This is a genomic window from Leifsonia sp. Ger2509 (assembly GCF_055231915.1).
In genome coordinates this window covers 2,475,730-2,490,527 of sequence record NZ_JBUYVB010000003.1, presented here as the reverse complement: position 1 = coordinate 2,490,527, position 14,798 = coordinate 2,475,730, and the positions used below count along the sequence as shown (strand labels likewise).

Genomic DNA, 14,798 nt, shown 5'->3' with positions numbered 1-14,798 from the left:
GGGTTCTATCCTTTCGTGCCCGTCAGCGCGATGCCCTGGATGAACTGGCGCTGAAGGATGGCGAATGTGAGGAGCATCGGCAGGCAGGCCATCAGGGCCGCTGCCATCAATACGGGGAAGTCGGTGAAGTGCAGGCCGATGAGCTGGGCCATCCCGACGGTGAGTGGCTCCTTGGCGGGGTCCGACGTCACGACGAGCGGCCACAGCAGGTCGTTCCACGACCACAGCGCGGTGAACACGGCGAGCGCGATGATGCCGGGCTTCGCGAGGGGCAGCATCACCTTGTAGAAGACCTGCCACGGGTTCGCGCCGTCGACGCGGGCCGCCTCCTCGAGTTCGTTGGGGAGCGCCATGAAGAACTGGCGCATGAGGAAGCATCCGAACGCACTGAACATGCCGGGCACGATCAGAGCGGTGAGGCTGTTCGTCCAGCCGAGATGGAGGATGAGCTCGAACTGCGGGAGCAGGAAGAGCTGCGACGGGACCATCAGCACCGACAGGAACGCGATGAAGATCGGCGTCCGGCCGGGGAACCGCAGGCGTGCGAACGCGTAGCCGGCCATCGTGCAGAGCACGACTTGGCCCGCGACGCGGCCGAGCGTGAGCAGTACGGAGTTCGTCAGCATCGAGACGAACGGAAGCGAGGCGAGCACCTTGGCGAAATTGCCGAAGTCCCAGGGGCTCGGGATGATCTGCGGCGGCACGGCGTGCGCCCCGTCGAAGGTCTTGAACGCGGTGAGCAGTTCCCAGACGAACGGGAAGATCATGACCACGGCGCCGGCGATCAGCAGGACGTGGACGACCCAGGGCTGCCGAACACGGCGTGTGCGTCGCACCGTGGCGGCGCCCGTGGCGGGTGCTGTGGACTCCCTCGCGCGAGCGGGCTCGCGGGTGAGGGTCGACTCAGTACTCATAGTGAACCCATCTGCGCTGGAGCCGGAACTGGATGGCGGTGAGGACCAGGATGATGACCATCAGCACGAGCGCGATCGCTGCGGCGAGGCCGCGCTGGTTGCGGATGAAGCCGGTCTCATAGAAGAGGGAGACGATCGTCATCGTCGCCTGCTTGGCCGGGCTCCCCGTGGGGATCATGACGTAGAGCAGGTCGAAGACCTGCAGCGCGCCGATCACGGTGATCACGCTGACGAAGAAGACGCTCGGGCTCAAGAGCGGGAGCGTGACGGAGAAGAAACGGCGGATCGGGCCCGCTCCGTCGAGGCTGGCCGCTTCGTAGAGCGACGTGGGGATGCCTTGAAGCCCGGCCACGAAGATCACGATGTTCGTGCCGAGGGTCGCCCAGATGCCGACCACGGCGACGGCCAGAAGGGCGGTCGACGGGTTGGCGAGCCAGCTCGTCCCCTGGATCCCGAACAGGTGGAGCGCCTGGTTCAGGACGCCGTAGTCGCCGTTGTAGATGAACGTCCAGACGAGGGCGATCGCGGCCGGCATGGTGACGACAGGGATGAAGTAGAGCACGCGGTAGAGGCTGCGGCCCTTCAGGTTCGGTGTGTTCATCAGGCTGGCGATGACGATCGCGAGCGGGATGCCGAGGAGAGCCACGCACGTGTACAGGGCGGAGTTGCCTGCTGCGTTGAGCAGGTCGGGGGTGTTGAAGAGCTGGACGAAATTCGCGAAGCCCACCCACGTCTCGCCGCCGAAGGCGCCCGTGGTGGTGAGGGACATGTAGCCGGTGCGGAGGATCGGCCAGAAGTAGAACGCGATCAGACCGAGGGCCGTGGGGCCCACGAACAGCAGCGCCCACCAGGCGGAGTCCCGCAGCGGCTTGCGACGCCGGGCCGCAGGTGCCGGGGTCGCCCCCGGCACCTGGGTCCGCGTCATCGTCGATGACTGTGACACGTCGTTATTCCTTGGCGAGGTCCGCGTTCATCTTCGCGGCGAGGTCCTTCAGTCCCGTCTCGACGTCAACCGACCCGGTCCAGATCTTCGTCATCTCAGCGGTCTCGTCGGTGTTCCACGCTGCCGTGTTCTTCGACACCGGGTAGGCGACGGCCGTCTTGACCTCATCCATGTAGGCCTGGAGGTTGAAGTTCGGCAGGGACTTGACCCACAGGTCCTGGCTGCCGTTGAAGGCGGGGATGACCGCGCCGGACTTGGCCATGACATCCGCAGCCGTCTTGCCGCTGGCGTAGGCGGCGAACTTCTTCGCAGCATCGATGTGCGCGCTCTTGGCGGAGACGACGTTTCCGAGGCCGTGCATGATCGACTGGTTGCTCACCGGGCCCTGCGGCAGCGGGGCGACGTCGATGTTGCTCGCGATCGACGACTTGGCGAATGCGCCCGGGTTCCACGATCCGGCCCAGTACATCGCGACCTTCCCGGAGGTGAAGAGGTCGGCCGAGTAGGTGTCGGTCATCTGCTGGAGCGTGGGGGATTCCTTGGCCTTGACCAGGTCGACCCAGAATTTGACGCCCTCGATCGTCTTGGGGTCGTCGTAGCCGGACTTCTTGCCGTCGGGGCTGACGATGTAGCCGCCGGCCTGCGCCACGGTGTCGTAGAAGTTCTCCTGGCCGTACGGCGGTGCTGCGATGCCGAAGGTGCCGGGCGTCTTGCCCGTCAGCGCCTTGGCGTCGGCCTTCATGTCGTCCCAGGTCCAGCCGGCCTTGGGGTAGGCGACGCCCGCGGCGTCGAAGAGCTTCTTGTTGTACCAGACGCCGACGGTGTCGAAGTCCTTCGGAGCTCCGTAGACCTTGCCCTGGTAGGAGTAGAGGTCGACGAGCGCCTTCGGGTAGTCGCTGGTCTTCACGTTGTCGAGCGGTGCGAGCTGGCCGTTGGACGCGTAGAGCTGGAAGTTCGGTCCGTTCATCCAGAAGACGTCGGGCGCGGTTCCGGCCGTGGCCGCCGTCTGCAGCTTCGTCCAGTAGTCGGCGTTGGGGGTCAGTTCGATCGTGACCGAGATGTTGGGGTTCTGCTTCTCGAAGTCGGTGATGATCTGCTGCATCGCGGGCTCCTGGTTCTTGTCCCAGATGCCGTAGGTCAGCGAGACCTTCTCGTTCGAACTCGATGCACTCGAGCAGGCAGTGAGGCCCACGAGCCCGAGGGCCGCGATGGCCACTCCCGCTCCGATGGCGCGGATGGTACGTCGCTGCATTGGATCTCCTTTGATCGTTGCGTGTGATTGCGGCGGTGCTGAACAGAATTACTAAATCGATTAAGTAACAGTACTTTGCAAGTAAAGGCAAATATCGATCACTCTGATTGCGCGAAGTGATCAATCGCTGTGAGCGGGCCTCGGAACCGCCGCACGGATGCCGGGCGAACACCGAGCGTTGGCTTCAGCGGCGGGTCGACTCCCGTTCGATCAGCGTCCAGTCGAACTCGTGGAGCTCGCCCTTCCCGACCTCGCCCGGACCCTCGAGGGCCCGCCTGACGAGGATGTCGGCCACCCGCGCGAACTGGTCGATCGGGCCGACCGTCGAGAGCGCAGGCTCGGTGAGTCCCGCATCCGGGGTGTTGCCGACGCCGATGACCGCGACGTCCTCGGGCACCCGGATGCCGAGGCGGTGCGCGGCGTTGATGACCGCGATGGCGGCGAAGTCGGTCGTCGCATAGATCGCGGTCGGTCGGTCGGGCGCCGAGAGCAGGTCCAGTGCCACGGCGTACGCCTCGGCCTGCGTCTCCTCGTAGACACCGATGCGGTCCTCGCGCACCACGAGTCCGGCATCCGCGAGCGCGTCACGGTAGACGGTCAGGCGCGACGGCGAGTTGTTCACGTTCACTCGCGACGTGAGGCAGGCGATCTCGGTGTGCCGTTCGAGGAGATGATCGACGGCGATCCGGCAGCCGGGAAGCGACTTCGAGCGGATGACGTCGAAGCCCTTCGGGTCGATCGACTCGTCGAAGACGACGACCTTCTGGCCGCGTTCCACCATCGTCGCGAGCCTGCGATCATCCTCAGCACGGTCCGGACCGAGACCGATGTAGGCGACATCCGCCCGCTGGAGCTCGAGGGCAGAGAACCAGTCGCCGTCGGCGAGGATCATCGTCGTGAGGCCGGCGGCCTTGGCGGCCGAGTTGACCGCATCCGCCAGCGCGAGCGACCACGGGTCGCTCAGCATGTTCAGCGACAGCATCACCAGGCCGGTGCGCCCCGTGCGGACGGCCCGGGCGGAACTGTTCGGGTAGTAGCCGAGGCGCCGGACCGCTTCGTGGACGCGCTCCGCCGTCGCCTCGCTGATGCCGGCGTCGCGGCCCGAGAGGACGAACGAGACCGTTGTCGTGGAGACACCCGCTTCGCGCGCCACGGTCTTCAGCGTGGGCCGCGAGGGCGCCTGCCTCGATCCGTCTGCCATCGTTCCTCCTTCCGAACGGACGCAACGCTATACCAGCGGCGGGTATTTCAGGTGCACGTCAGCCGCCCAGCACCCCGCGCCAGTACACCCCACCCGGATACGCGAACTCCCCGAGCGTCGTCTCGTGGATCTGCGCGCTGTAGCCGGGCTGCGACGGCAGCACGTAGGCGCCGTTCTCGACGATGCACGGGTCGACGAAGTGCTCGTGCAGGTGGTCGACGTACTCGGTCACCCTGTTCTCGAGCGTTCCGGAGACCGCGACGTAGTCGAACACCGAGAGGTGCTGCACGAGCTCGCAAAGGCCGACACCGCCGGCGTGCGGGCAGACGGGCACGTCGAACTTCCTGGCCATCAGGTAGACCGCGAGGATCTCGTTGATGCTCGCGAGACGGGCGGAATCGAGCTGGCAGAAGTCGATCGCCTCCGCCTGGAACAGTTGCTTGAAGAGCACGCGGTTCATGCCGTGCTCCCCGGTCGCGACGCCGATCGGGGCGACCGCCCGGCGGATGGCGGCGTGCCCGAGCACGTCGTCCGGGCTGGTCGGCTCCTCGATCCAGAGCGGCTCGAACTGGGCGAGGGCGCTGACCCAGTCGATGGCCTCCGGAACATCCCACACCTGGTTGGCGTCGATCATCAGGTCCGCATCCCACCCGATGACCTCGCGTGCGATGCGGCAGCGGCGGATGTCCTCCTCGAGGTTCGCACCGACCTTCAGTTTGATGTGGCGGTAGCCCGCATCCACCGCCTCCTGGCACAGCCGACGGAGCTTCTCGTCCGAGTATCCGAGCCAGCCCGCGCTGGTCGTGTAGCAGGGGTAGCCGGATGCTTCGAGCTCGGCGATCCGCGCACCGCGCGTCGGTTCCAGCTCGGCCAGCATCGCGATCGCCTCGTCGCGCGTGAGAACATCCGAGAGGTATTGCAGGTCGGCCACATCGACCAATTGCTCGGGTGTCAGGTCGGCGAGCAACCGCCACAACGGCTTCCCGGCCCGCCGCGCAGCGAGATCCCAGAGCGCGTTCATGACGGCGGCGAGCGCGAGATGCTCGACGCCCTTCTCGGGTCCGAGCCAGCGCAGCTGGGAGTCCGACTTCAATTCGCGGTAGATGCCGCCGAGGTCGCCGACGAGTTCGTCGACGTCGCGGCCGATCAGCGGTTGTGCGCGCTGCTCGGCCGCGAGCACGCAGATGTCGTTGCCGCGCCCGATGGTGAACGTGAAGCCGTAGCCCTGCACATCCGGGGAATCCGTGCGCAGCACGACGTAGGCCGCGGAGTAGTCGGCGTCCTTGTTCATCGCATCGGAGCCGTCAGCGGTGAGTGAGGTGGGGAACCGCAGGTCGTAGACGTCGACGGCGGTGATCGTCGTCACTTGCGCTCGCCTGCCGGCCGGACGCGCAGGTGCGTCATTCCGCCATCGACTTCGAGTGCCGTACCGGTGACGGACCCCGAGAGCGGGCTCGCCAGGAACGCGATCGCATCCGCGACCTCCTTCGGCTGCACCATGCGTCCGGTGGCCTGGCGCGCATCCAGGGCGGCCCGCTCGGCCACCGGGTCGGCGAACCCTTCGAGCATGCGCTCGACGAACGGCGTCGCAACGGTGGCGGGGCTCACGCAGTTGACGCGGATCCCTTCGGCGATGTGGTCGGTCGCCATCGCGTACGTGAGCGCGAGCACCGCGCCCTTCGATGCCCCGTACAGTGCGCGCTGCGGAAGACCGTTCAGTGCGGCGATCGAGCACAGGTTGACGATCGCCGCGGACGGTGACTGCCGCAGCCAGGGCAGTGCTGCGGCTGTGACCCGCGCCATCCCGGTGACGTTCACATCGAGCACGTGCGCCCACTCGGCGTCGTCGTTCTCTTCGACGGTGCCGACGGCGCTGATCCCGGCGTTGTTGACGACGACGTCGATGCGGCCGAACGCCTTGCCGACCGATGCGATGGCGCGCTGGACGCTGGCGCGGTCGGTCACGTCGGCCTCGAACGCCACGAGCGGATGGCGCACCGACTCGGTCGCACGGTCAAGCACAGCGACCCTGGCCCCGCGGGCCGCCAGGGTCTCTGCCGTGGCCAGGCCGATTCCGGAAGCGCCGCCGGTGACGACGGCGACGAGTCCTTCGAAGTCGCTCACGCCTGCACCATCCCCTGGCGTGCGCGTCCGAGCCCGTCGATCTCGAGCTCGACGACGTCGCCCGCGCGCAGGTACGGGTTGCCCGGGATGCCGAGCGCGACGCCGGCAGGCGTGCCCGTGTTGATCACGTCACCGGGGTGCAGCACCATGAACTGGCTGAGGTACCAGACGACGTGGGCGACCGAGAAGAGCATGTTCGCGGTCGTGCCGTCCTGCCGCACCTCGCCGTTGACCCAGAGGCGCAGGCCGAGCTGCTGCGGGTCGGCGACCTGGGCGGCCGGAACCAGGTCGGGACCGAACGGGTTGAAGGTCTCGCAGCTCTTGCCTTTGTCCCACTGGCCGCCGCGTTCGAGCTGGTATTCGCGCTCCGACACGTCGTTCGAGACGGCGTAGCCGGCGACGTGGGCGAGGGCTTCCTCGGGGGATTCGAGGTAGCGGGCGGTCGACCCGATCACGACGGCGAGCTCGACCTCCCAGTCGGTCTTCGTCGATCCGCGCGGGATGAGGACATCGTCGAATGGTCCGACCAGTGTCGACGGGTCCTTCATGAAGACGACGGGCTCCGCGGGGGCGGCCTGCCCGGTCTCCTCGGCATGGTCGCTGTAGTTGAGGCCGATGCAGACGATCTTCCCCGGTCGGCCGATGGGGGGGCCGACGCGGAGGGTGCCCGCGTCGAATTCGGGGAGTGTGCTGAGCGCATCCGCGATCCGGGCGAGCCCGTCCGACGCGAAGAACGCCGGGTCGAAATCGGATGCGACGGAGCGCGCGTCGAGGGTGCGGTTCCCGTGGCGCACCACGGGGATCTCCTCGCCGGGAGCGCCGAGGCGGGCGAGGGTGAACTGTTCGGTCATGCGTTGCCTTTCCGGTTGTCGAGCTGGTAGAAGGAGCGGGCGGTGTCCGAGAGGATGGCCTGCCGGTCGACCGCGGGCAGGCCGGCCAGGAGTTCTTCGATGCCGTGCCATACACGGGTGTAGCCGCCGGCGATCAGCGACACCGGCCAGTCGCCGCCGTACATCAGCCGGTCCGCGCCGAACACGTCGAGCGCGCGGTCGAAGATCGGGCGGATCGACGCGACCGTCCAGTCTCCGGGCTGACCCACAGCCGAATACAGCCCGGAGACCTTGCCGTGGACGAGCGGATTCGCTGCGACGTCGCCGATCAGCGAGGCCCACGGTTCCCGGTCGGATGCACCGATCGGCGGCTTGTTGAGATGGTCGAGCACCATCTTGAGGCGCGGATGCCGTTCCGAGATCGCCAGGACGGCCCGCAGGTGCTCGGGGAGGACCCCGACGACATCGAACGGGACGCCCGCGTCTTCCAGGAGGCCGAGCGTGGCGTCCACGTCGTCGCGCCGCAGGTAATGCGGGTCGGCGCGGTCGTGGATGAGGGCGCGGACGCCGCAGAACAGCGGCTCGCGCTGCAATTCGGCCAGCCGCACCGCGGCCCGGTCCGGGTCGTCGAGGGGGAGGTGAGCGACGACACCGACGACGATGTCGTTCTGCCGGGCGACGTCGAACATGTGGTCGGTGTCGTCATCGTTGTCGGCGGCCTGGACGAGCACGGTTCCGGTGACTCCCACCGCCCGCATTTCCGGCAGAACCTCCGCCAGCCCGAAGGTGCGGTAGAGCGGCCCGGATTCGGGGCCGAGCCAGCTGTACTCGGCCCGCTCCAGATCCCAGACGTGCTGGTGAGCGTCGATGATCCCGTTCATGCGGCTTCTCCCTGGGTAGCGCGAATTGGTCTGACGACTCCTAAGCTGTGCGCATGGCAACAGACGCAACGGACGGCATCCCGCCCCGCTCCCGCTCGAACGTCGTGATCGACGGCATCCGGGACATGATCACCAGCGGCCGGCTCGTTGCAGGTTCGCGGCTGCCCGCCGAACGGGAGCTGAGCGGACTGCTCGGCGTGTCCCGTGGGCCGCTGCGCGAAGGGGTGCGCGCGCTCGTCATCCTCGGCGTGCTCGAGACCCGCCAAGGCGACGGTACGTACGTGACCTCGCTCGGCCCCGGCCAGCTGCTGGAACCGCTCGGGATGCTCACCGAGCTGCAGAGCCCGGAGGACAGCGTGCACATGCTCGGCGTCCGCCGCGTTCTCGAACCGGAGGCGGCGGCCCACGCTGCCGTGCGGATGACGGATGCGGACCTCGCGGAGGCGGAGCGCATCCTGGCTACCGGCCAGCGCCTCCTCGACGGCGACGCCGACCTCGACCTCGACGCGACGATCGATGTGGACACCGACTTCCACAGTCTGATCGCACGCGCCAGCGGCAACCCGGCGTTCGCGGCGATCATCGAAGCCCTCGTGGGACGCACGGCGCGTGCGCGACTGTGGCGGGCCATCCACCAGCAGGGGGCGGTCGAGACCACCCAGCGGGAGCACCGCGCGATCCTCGAGGCGCTGGTCGCGCGCGACCCCGACCGGGCGCGCATCCGCATGAGCGTGCACGTGCTGGGCGTCGAGGAGTTCACGGCGGCGCACCTCGCGGAGCTCGGCCAGGCGGGTCTCCCGGATGCGGACGTCACGGATGCGGACGTCACGGACGCGGACGTCACGGATGCGCCCGGGACCGCGCGAGGCGGAGTGGCACCCGGCGGCGACTCGGCGCAGTGACCCGTCAGGCACTGCGCACCAGCTCGCGCTCGGCGAGCGCCGTCCAGAACCCCTCCGGGATGCGGGCCTCGTAGCGTCGTGCCGTGTCGGCGACCTGCTCCGCGGTCCGCAGGCCGATCACGACGGACACGACGGCCGGATGACGGAGCGGGAAGGCGATTGCCGCCTCGGGGAGTGTGACGCCGAACTCTTCGCACACGTCAGCGAGCGCGTTCGCGCGGGCGATGATCTCCGCGGGCGCCTGCGCGTAGTTGTAGACGGCGTCCGCAGGCGGCCGGGCGGAGGCGAGCAGGCCGGAGTTGTAGACGGCGGCGGCCACGATGCCGACCCCGCGCTCCTCGGCGAGCGGCAGCAGGTCGTCGAGCGCGCCCTGCTCGAGCAGGGTGTAGCGCCCGGCCAGCATGATCACGTCGATGTCGTGGCGGCGAACGAACTCCGCGGGCATCGCCGACTGGTTCATCCCGGCGCCCACCGCCCGGAGCACGCCCTCGTCGCGGAGCTCGATCAGAGCGGGGATCGCTTCGGCGTGCGCCTGGGGGCCGAACTCGTCGGGGTCGTGCAGGTAGGCGATGTCGATGCGGTCGAGGCCGAGCCGTTCGAGGCTTTCGTGGATGGAGCGGCGGATGCCGTTCCGGCTGAAGTCCCACTGCCGTTTCAGGGTCGCGGGCACCGCGAATCCGTCGTCGTCCATCGTGCCTTCGGGGTAGCCGCTCGGCACGAGCAGGCGGCCGACCTTCGTGGACAGTACGAATTCGTCGCGCGGGCGGGACGCGAGTGCGGCGCCGAGGCGGCGTTCGGAGAGGCCGAGCCCATAGTGGGGTGCGGTGTCGAAGTAGCGGATGCCCGCATCCCATGCCGCGTCGACGGCCGCCGCGGCCTCGTCGTCGGTGGTCTCGCGGAACAGGTTGCCGAGCTGGGCGGCACCCATCCCGAGCTCTGTCAGGGACAGAGCGGATCGCAGGCTACGGCTCAGCATCGAGAAGACCTCCAGTGAAAAACGACTTTCTAAAGGTTAGACCAAACAGTCGCCGGATCGCCATAAATCTGCGAGAATGGACCCGTTCTGACGAAATTGGTTTGACCAACGGCTGAAACCTGGAGGCTCAATGCTGACCGCCGCCTACACCGGCAACTCGACGATCGCCATCCTCGAAGCCGAGCCGGCACCACCCGGCCCGGGCCAGGTGCAGCTCCGGGTCGCCTACGTCGGCCTCTGCGGGACGGACCTTCACGTGCTGCACGGCAACATGGATGCGCGTGTCACGAAGCCGCTCGTGTTCGGTCACGAGATGAGCGGCACCATCGCCGCGCTGGGTTCTGGCGTCTCCGGCTGGGTGGTCGGGCAGCCCGTCACCGTCATGCCGCTCGACTGGGACGGCACCTGCCCCGCCTGCCTGGCCGGCAACCAGCACATCTGCCAGAACCTCGACTTCATCGGGATCGACTCCCCCGGGGCCCTTCAGGCGCTGTGGAACGTTCCCGCCGAGACGCTCGTCGCGCTCCCCGACGGGGTGGCGCTCGACGCCGGCGCCCTCGTCGAGCCGGTCGCGGTGGCCGTGCACGACGTCCGGCGATCCGAACTCGTGGCCGGCGACAAGGCTGTCGTGATCGGGGGCGGGCCGATCGGCCTGCTGATCGCCACGGTCGCCCGTGCTTTCGGCGCCGATGTCGCCGTCATCGAACTCGACCCGCAGCGACGCGCCCAGGTCGCGGCGCTGGGGTTCGAGACCGTCGATCCGCGGGGAACCGACCAGGTCGCCTGGGTGGAGTCGTGGACGAACGGCGCAGGGGCCGACGTCGTCTTCGAAGTGTCCGGTGCTGCTTCCGCCGTGCTCGGCGCCACTGCGCTGGCCAAGGTCCGTGGCACCCTCGTGATCGTGGCCATCCACCCCACACCGCGCGAGATCGACCTGCAGCGCCTCTTCTGGCGCGAGCTGCGCATCCTCGGCGCCCGCGTCTACCAGCGGACCGACTTCGAGCGCGCCGTCGAACTTGTCGCCGACGGCACGATTCCGACGGATGTGCTGATCACCACGATCGTGCCGCTCGCGCAGACCCGTGCAGCGTTCGACGACCTCGAGAGCGCGCGGGCGATGAAGGTCCTGGTCGACGTGCAGGCGGGGCAGGACGAGAGCCGATGAGCGGGCTCTTCGACCTCACCGGCTCTCTCGCGGTCGTCACCGGTGCCAGCCGGGGTATCGGCTTCGCCATGGCGGAGGCGCTCGCGGCCGCCGGCGCGGACATCATCGCGGTGAGTTCGAGCATCCCCGTCGAAGGGAGCGCGATCGGCGAGGCCGTCGCCGCGCACGGACGGTCGTTCGAAGCCCGCGCCGTCGACTTCGCCGATCGCGATGCGGTGGTCGCGCTGGGAGCCGATCTTCGCGACCGCGGGGTCGACATCCTCGTCAACAACGCGGGCACGATCGAACGGCAGCCCGCGCAGCAGCACGCCCTCGACCTCTGGGACCGCGTCATCGCCGTCAACCTATCGAGCCAGTTCGTGCTCACCCAGGCGCTCGCACACGGGATGCTCGAACGCGGCCGGGGGAAGATCATCTTCACCGCGAGCCTGCTCAGCTTCCAGGGCGGCATCAACGTTCCCGGGTACGCGGCGGCCAAGTCCGGGATCTCCGGGCTGGTCAAGGCTCTCTCGAACGAGTGGACGGCACGCGGCGTGAACGTCAACGCCATCGCGCCGGGATACATCGCCACCGACAACACAGCCGCGCTGCGATCGGATCCCGAGCGCTCGAACGCGATCGTTGAGCGCATCCCGGCCGGCCGGTGGGGGACCGCCGGCGATCTGGCGGGGGCGACCGTGTTCCTGGCTTCGCCGGCCTCCGACTACGTCTCGGGCATCGTGCTCCCGGTCGATGGGGGCTGGCTCGGGCGGTGACGCTCAGGCCGACGGCGGCACGCCCGCTTACAGGTTGCGGCCGCGAGAGGGCCAGCTCCGGCCGAGAGTGCCTGCTACGCCTGACGCGCTCGTCCGGAACGGCCACTCTCGGGGCGCGGCGGAGTGGCCTCAGCCGAGGCTGAGCCGTCCATCCACCCGTCGCGGAATGCCGCCGGCGTTCTCGTCGCGGAGTTCGCTCGGCAGCACGTCCGCCGGAGCCCCCTGGAACGCGATCGGGCGCAGGAACCGGCGGATCGCGCTCACCCCGACCGAGGTGTGCTGCGAGTTGGTCGACGGCCACGTCCCGCCGTGGTGCTGGCCCCACGAGACACGCACTCCGGTCGGGTAGCCGTTGAACACGATGCGCCCGGCGCGTGGGGAGAGCTCCCGCACGAGCTCGTCGATCGGTTCGTCCGGCTCGTGGTGGATGGTGGCGGTGAGCGAATCCGGAACGGCGTCGAGGGCCGCGTACACGTCTGCGAGGTCGTCATAGCGGACAACGACGACGAGCGGGCCGAACGCCTCCTCGGCGACAGCGGGGGAGAGGTCGGCGGCGTCCAGGGCGAGGACCGTCGGCGAGGCACGGAAGCCCGTCGGGTCGACGCCCCCCGCGACCGCGATCCGGGCGGCGCCCGCTGCGATGAGCTGGTCGCGGATGACCCCGAAGGAGGTAGCGATGCGCTCGTTGAGCAGCACCTGCGCGTTCGCCTCCGTCGTCCGTTCCACGAGCCCTGCGACGATCCGGTCGCCGTCGGCTCCGCCCGGCACGAAGGCGACGCCCGGCTTGGTGCAGAACTGGCCCGCGCCCAGCGTGTAGGAGGCGAACAGGCCTTCCGCGATCCCGTCGGCACGCGCCCCGGCCGCCTGCGGCGTGACCACGAGAGGGTTGAGGCTGGAGAGCTCGCCGTAGAACGGGATCGGCTCGTCGCGATCGTTGATGATGTCGATCAGGGCGCGACCGGCCGTCAGCGAACCGGTGAATCCGACCGCCCGGATGCGCGGATCGGCGACGAGCACGCGACCGGCCTCGGTTCCGTAGACGATGCCGATGATGCCGGCGGGCGCGCCGTAGCCGGCCACCGCATCCGCGATGACCTCGAAACTCCTGCGCGAGGTCTCCAGGTGGGAACCGTGGGCTTTGAGCACGACGGTGTTCCCCCCGGCGAGCGCGGAGGCGGTGTCGCCACCCGCCACCGAGAACGCGAACGGGAAGTTGCTCGAACCGAAGACGGCCACCGGCCCGATCGGCACGAGCATGCGGCGGATCTCCGGCTGCGGGCCCAGCTCTGTCGTCACCGCGTGGTCGATCGTCGCCTCCACGTAGCTGCCCTCCCGCACCGCTTCAGCGAACAGCCGGAACTGGAATGCGCTTCGCCCGACCTCGCCGGTGAGCCGCCCCGCGCCGAGGCCGGTCTCGCGGTCGGCCACCTCGACGAGCTCCTCGCGGTGCAGCTCGAGTGCGTCCGCGACCGCTTCGAGCAGGCCGGCACGCCAGTCCCGCGTGCTCCAGCGGGTCTCGGTGAACGCACGTTCAGCTGCGGTCACGACGGTGGCGACACCGGCCGCATCCGTCGCGTCGATCCCAGCCGGACGCGCTTCGCGGGTGCGCGGGTCGGTCGTTGTCAGCATGGATGGTCTCCGATCGGTTTCAGTGGAGCAGGCCGCGGGCGGCGAGGTTGCGGTAGAGGGCGTCGACCCCGAACGTCCACGGTTCGACCTCGTCGGCGGCGCCGACCCGGTTGACGAGTCCGCCCAGGCGCGCTTCGGAGATCCGCACGATGTCCCCGGGCTTGTGCGTGAAACCACGGCCGGGCGCATCGCGGTCGTCGACAGGGGCGAACATCGTTCCCAGGTACAGCACGAAGCCGTCGGGGTACTGGTGGTGGGCTCCGACCACCTGGCCGACCAGGTCGACCGGGTCGCGGCTGATCTGCGCGAGCTCGCTGGTCCCGTCGAGGTGGAAGCCGTCCTCGCCGTCGATGGTCAGCCCGACGACGGAGGTGCGCAGCTCGTCGAGTCCGAAGCCGGAATCGAAGAGGCGGATGAACGGCCCGACCGACGCGGAGGCGTTGTTGTCCTTCGCCTTCCCGAGCAGGAGCGCGCTTCGGCCCTCGATGTCGCGCAGGTTGACGTCGTTGCCGAGGCTCGCCCCGACGATCCGGCCGTCCGACGCGACCACCAGCACGACCTCGGGCTCCGGATTGTTCCAGTGCGATCCCCGGTAGACGCCGACATCCACGCCGGTGCCGACCGTCGAGAGGACGGGCGCCTTCGTGAAGACCTCGGCGTCCGGGCCGATGCCCACCTCGAGGTACTGGCTCCAGGAGCCCCGCTCGATGAGCAACTCTTTGAGCGCCGCCGCCTGCGGCGACCCGGGCCGGAGGGTGGCGAGCGACCCGCCGATCGTCGTCGTGATCTCGGCACGGAGCCGTGCCGCCTGCTCCAGGTCGCCCCGGGCGCGTTCCTCGATCACCCGCTCGAGCATCGAGAGCGGGAAGGTCACTCCCGCGGCCTTCACGACCTGCACGTCGATCGGCGAGAGGAGCCAGGGCCGGGACGGGTCGCGCGTCTCGGGCGGCGTGTTGGCGAGGAGGTCGTCGATGGTGCCCACGAAGGAGCCCGTGCCGGCCGCGAGTGCGGCGGCCGGGTCGCTCGTCTCGGCGAGGGCGCTCATCGTGGCGAACGTCGCTGTGACGTCGAACACCCCGTCCTCGCGCACCGCGACGACCGCGGGCCCGCCGGCCTCGGGGAGCCAGACCCGCCCAGCCAGTGTCCCGGCGTAGCCGTCGGCCGGGAGGACGTCCGCCGCTGTCGGCGGCCAGGGCGTGCTCATGGATTCTCCTTGGGAAGTGGGC

Annotated in this window: 14 protein-coding genes; 3 read left to right on the top strand and 11 right to left on the bottom strand. The window is 69.0% G+C overall.

What is annotated here, in order from left to right; genetic code table 11:
- Window positions 1–5 precede the first annotated feature (5 nt).
- From ACV7NN_RS12325 to ACV7NN_RS12290, 8 genes are all read right to left on the bottom strand, one after another.
- Window positions 6–914 (bottom strand): carbohydrate ABC transporter permease, encoded by a 909-nt coding sequence (locus ACV7NN_RS12325; protein WP_463349865.1) that lies wholly within the window; start codon window positions 912–914, stop codon window positions 6–8.
- Window positions 904–1,857 (bottom strand): carbohydrate ABC transporter permease, encoded by a 954-nt coding sequence (locus tag ACV7NN_RS12320; protein WP_463349864.1) that lies wholly within the window; start codon window positions 1,855–1,857, stop codon window positions 904–906. Before ACV7NN_RS12320 ends, ACV7NN_RS12325 begins: the two co-directional genes overlap by 11 nt.
- 4 nt (window positions 1,858–1,861) lie before the next feature.
- Complete coding sequence (locus tag ACV7NN_RS12315) at window positions 1,862–3,109, bottom strand: ABC transporter substrate-binding protein (RefSeq protein WP_463349863.1); 1,248 nt, start codon at window positions 3,107–3,109, stop codon at window positions 1,862–1,864.
- Window positions 3,110–3,293: 184 nt separating this feature from the next.
- Window positions 3,294–4,310, bottom strand: coding sequence for a LacI family DNA-binding transcriptional regulator (locus ACV7NN_RS12310; protein WP_463349862.1), 1,017 nt, complete (start codon window positions 4,308–4,310; stop codon window positions 3,294–3,296).
- Between the two features lie 58 nt (window positions 4,311–4,368).
- Window positions 4,369–5,676, bottom strand: coding sequence for an L-fuconate dehydratase (locus ACV7NN_RS12305; RefSeq protein WP_463349861.1), 1,308 nt, complete (start codon window positions 5,674–5,676; stop codon window positions 4,369–4,371).
- Window positions 5,673–6,434 carry an SDR family NAD(P)-dependent oxidoreductase gene (locus ACV7NN_RS12300; RefSeq protein ID WP_463349860.1) on the bottom strand — a complete coding sequence of 254 codons (762 nt, stop codon included), beginning with the start codon at window positions 6,432–6,434 and terminating at the stop codon, window positions 5,673–5,675. Before ACV7NN_RS12300 ends, ACV7NN_RS12305 begins: the two co-directional genes overlap by 4 nt.
- Entirely contained in the window at window positions 6,431–7,285 is an 855-nt protein-coding gene (locus ACV7NN_RS12295; protein WP_463349859.1) for a fumarylacetoacetate hydrolase family protein, read from the bottom strand. Before ACV7NN_RS12295 ends, ACV7NN_RS12300 begins: the two co-directional genes overlap by 4 nt.
- Window positions 7,282–8,145: an amidohydrolase family protein gene (locus ACV7NN_RS12290; protein ID WP_463349858.1), complete on the bottom strand. Its 864-nt coding sequence runs from the start codon at window positions 8,143–8,145 to the stop codon at window positions 7,282–7,284. The genes ACV7NN_RS12295 and ACV7NN_RS12290 overlap by 4 nt, the downstream gene beginning before the upstream one ends.
- 53 nt (window positions 8,146–8,198) lie before the next feature.
- Between ACV7NN_RS12290 and ACV7NN_RS12285 the strand changes: the two genes are divergently transcribed.
- Window positions 8,199–9,047: a FadR/GntR family transcriptional regulator gene (locus ACV7NN_RS12285; protein ID WP_463349857.1), complete on the top strand. Its 849-nt coding sequence runs from the start codon at window positions 8,199–8,201 to the stop codon at window positions 9,045–9,047.
- A 4-nt stretch (window positions 9,048–9,051) separates the two neighbouring features.
- Here ACV7NN_RS12285 and ACV7NN_RS12280 read toward each other — a convergent pair whose 3' ends face one another.
- Complete coding sequence (locus tag ACV7NN_RS12280; protein WP_463349856.1) at window positions 9,052–10,023, bottom strand: aldo/keto reductase; 972 nt, start codon at window positions 10,021–10,023, stop codon at window positions 9,052–9,054.
- A gap of 130 nt (window positions 10,024–10,153) precedes the next feature.
- On the opposite strand from ACV7NN_RS12280, the gene ACV7NN_RS12275 reads away from it, so the two are divergent.
- Window positions 10,154–11,188 (top strand): zinc-dependent alcohol dehydrogenase, encoded by a 1,035-nt coding sequence (locus ACV7NN_RS12275; RefSeq protein WP_463349855.1) that lies wholly within the window; start codon window positions 10,154–10,156, stop codon window positions 11,186–11,188.
- Window positions 11,185–11,943, top strand: a complete 759-nt coding sequence (locus ACV7NN_RS12270; RefSeq protein WP_463349854.1) for an SDR family oxidoreductase — start codon at window positions 11,185–11,187, stop codon at window positions 11,941–11,943. Before ACV7NN_RS12275 ends, ACV7NN_RS12270 begins: the two co-directional genes overlap by 4 nt.
- 129 nt (window positions 11,944–12,072) lie before the next feature.
- On the opposite strand, the gene ACV7NN_RS12265 is transcribed toward ACV7NN_RS12270, so the two are convergent.
- A complete protein-coding gene (locus ACV7NN_RS12265) occupies window positions 12,073–13,572 on the bottom strand; it encodes an aldehyde dehydrogenase (NADP(+)) (protein WP_463349853.1) in 1,500 nt (499 codons plus the stop codon).
- A gap of 19 nt (window positions 13,573–13,591) precedes the next feature.
- The gene (locus ACV7NN_RS12260) at window positions 13,592–14,776 is read right to left on the bottom strand and encodes a fumarylacetoacetate hydrolase family protein (protein WP_463349852.1); all 1,185 of its coding nucleotides are present in this window, start codon (window positions 14,774–14,776) and stop codon (window positions 13,592–13,594) included.
- Between the last annotated feature and the right edge of the window lie 22 nt (window positions 14,777–14,798).

What these genes read in the sequence shown, in the direction of transcription:
- ACV7NN_RS12310 (WP_463349862.1), bottom strand. Translation starts at nt 4,310, where the DNA reads ATGGCAGACGGATCGAGGCAGGCGCCCTCGCGGCCCACGCTGAAGACC.
- ACV7NN_RS12285 (WP_463349857.1), top strand. Translation starts at nt 8,199, where the DNA reads ATGGCAACAGACGCAACGGACGGCATCCCGCCCCGCTCCCGCTCGAAC.
- ACV7NN_RS12280 (WP_463349856.1), bottom strand. Translation starts at nt 10,023, where the DNA reads ATGCTGAGCCGTAGCCTGCGATCCGCTCTGTCCCTGACAGAGCTCGGG.
- ACV7NN_RS12270 (WP_463349854.1), top strand. Translation starts at nt 11,185, where the DNA reads ATGAGCGGGCTCTTCGACCTCACCGGCTCTCTCGCGGTCGTCACCGGT.
- ACV7NN_RS12265 (WP_463349853.1), bottom strand. Translation starts at nt 13,572, where the DNA reads ATGCTGACAACGACCGACCCGCGCACCCGCGAAGCGCGTCCGGCTGGG.
- ACV7NN_RS12295 (WP_463349859.1), bottom strand. Translation starts at nt 7,285, where the DNA reads ATGACCGAACAGTTCACCCTCGCCCGCCTCGGCGCTCCCGGCGAGGAG.
- ACV7NN_RS12290 (WP_463349858.1), bottom strand. Translation starts at nt 8,145, where the DNA reads ATGAACGGGATCATCGACGCTCACCAGCACGTCTGGGATCTGGAGCGG.
- ACV7NN_RS12325 (WP_463349865.1), bottom strand. Translation starts at nt 914, where the DNA reads ATGAGTACTGAGTCGACCCTCACCCGCGAGCCCGCTCGCGCGAGGGAG.
- ACV7NN_RS12275 (WP_463349855.1), top strand. Translation starts at nt 10,154, where the DNA reads ATGCTGACCGCCGCCTACACCGGCAACTCGACGATCGCCATCCTCGAA.
- ACV7NN_RS12260 (WP_463349852.1), bottom strand. Translation starts at nt 14,776, where the DNA reads ATGAGCACGCCCTGGCCGCCGACAGCGGCGGACGTCCTCCCGGCCGAC.
- ACV7NN_RS12315 (WP_463349863.1), bottom strand. Translation starts at nt 3,109, where the DNA reads ATGCAGCGACGTACCATCCGCGCCATCGGAGCGGGAGTGGCCATCGCG.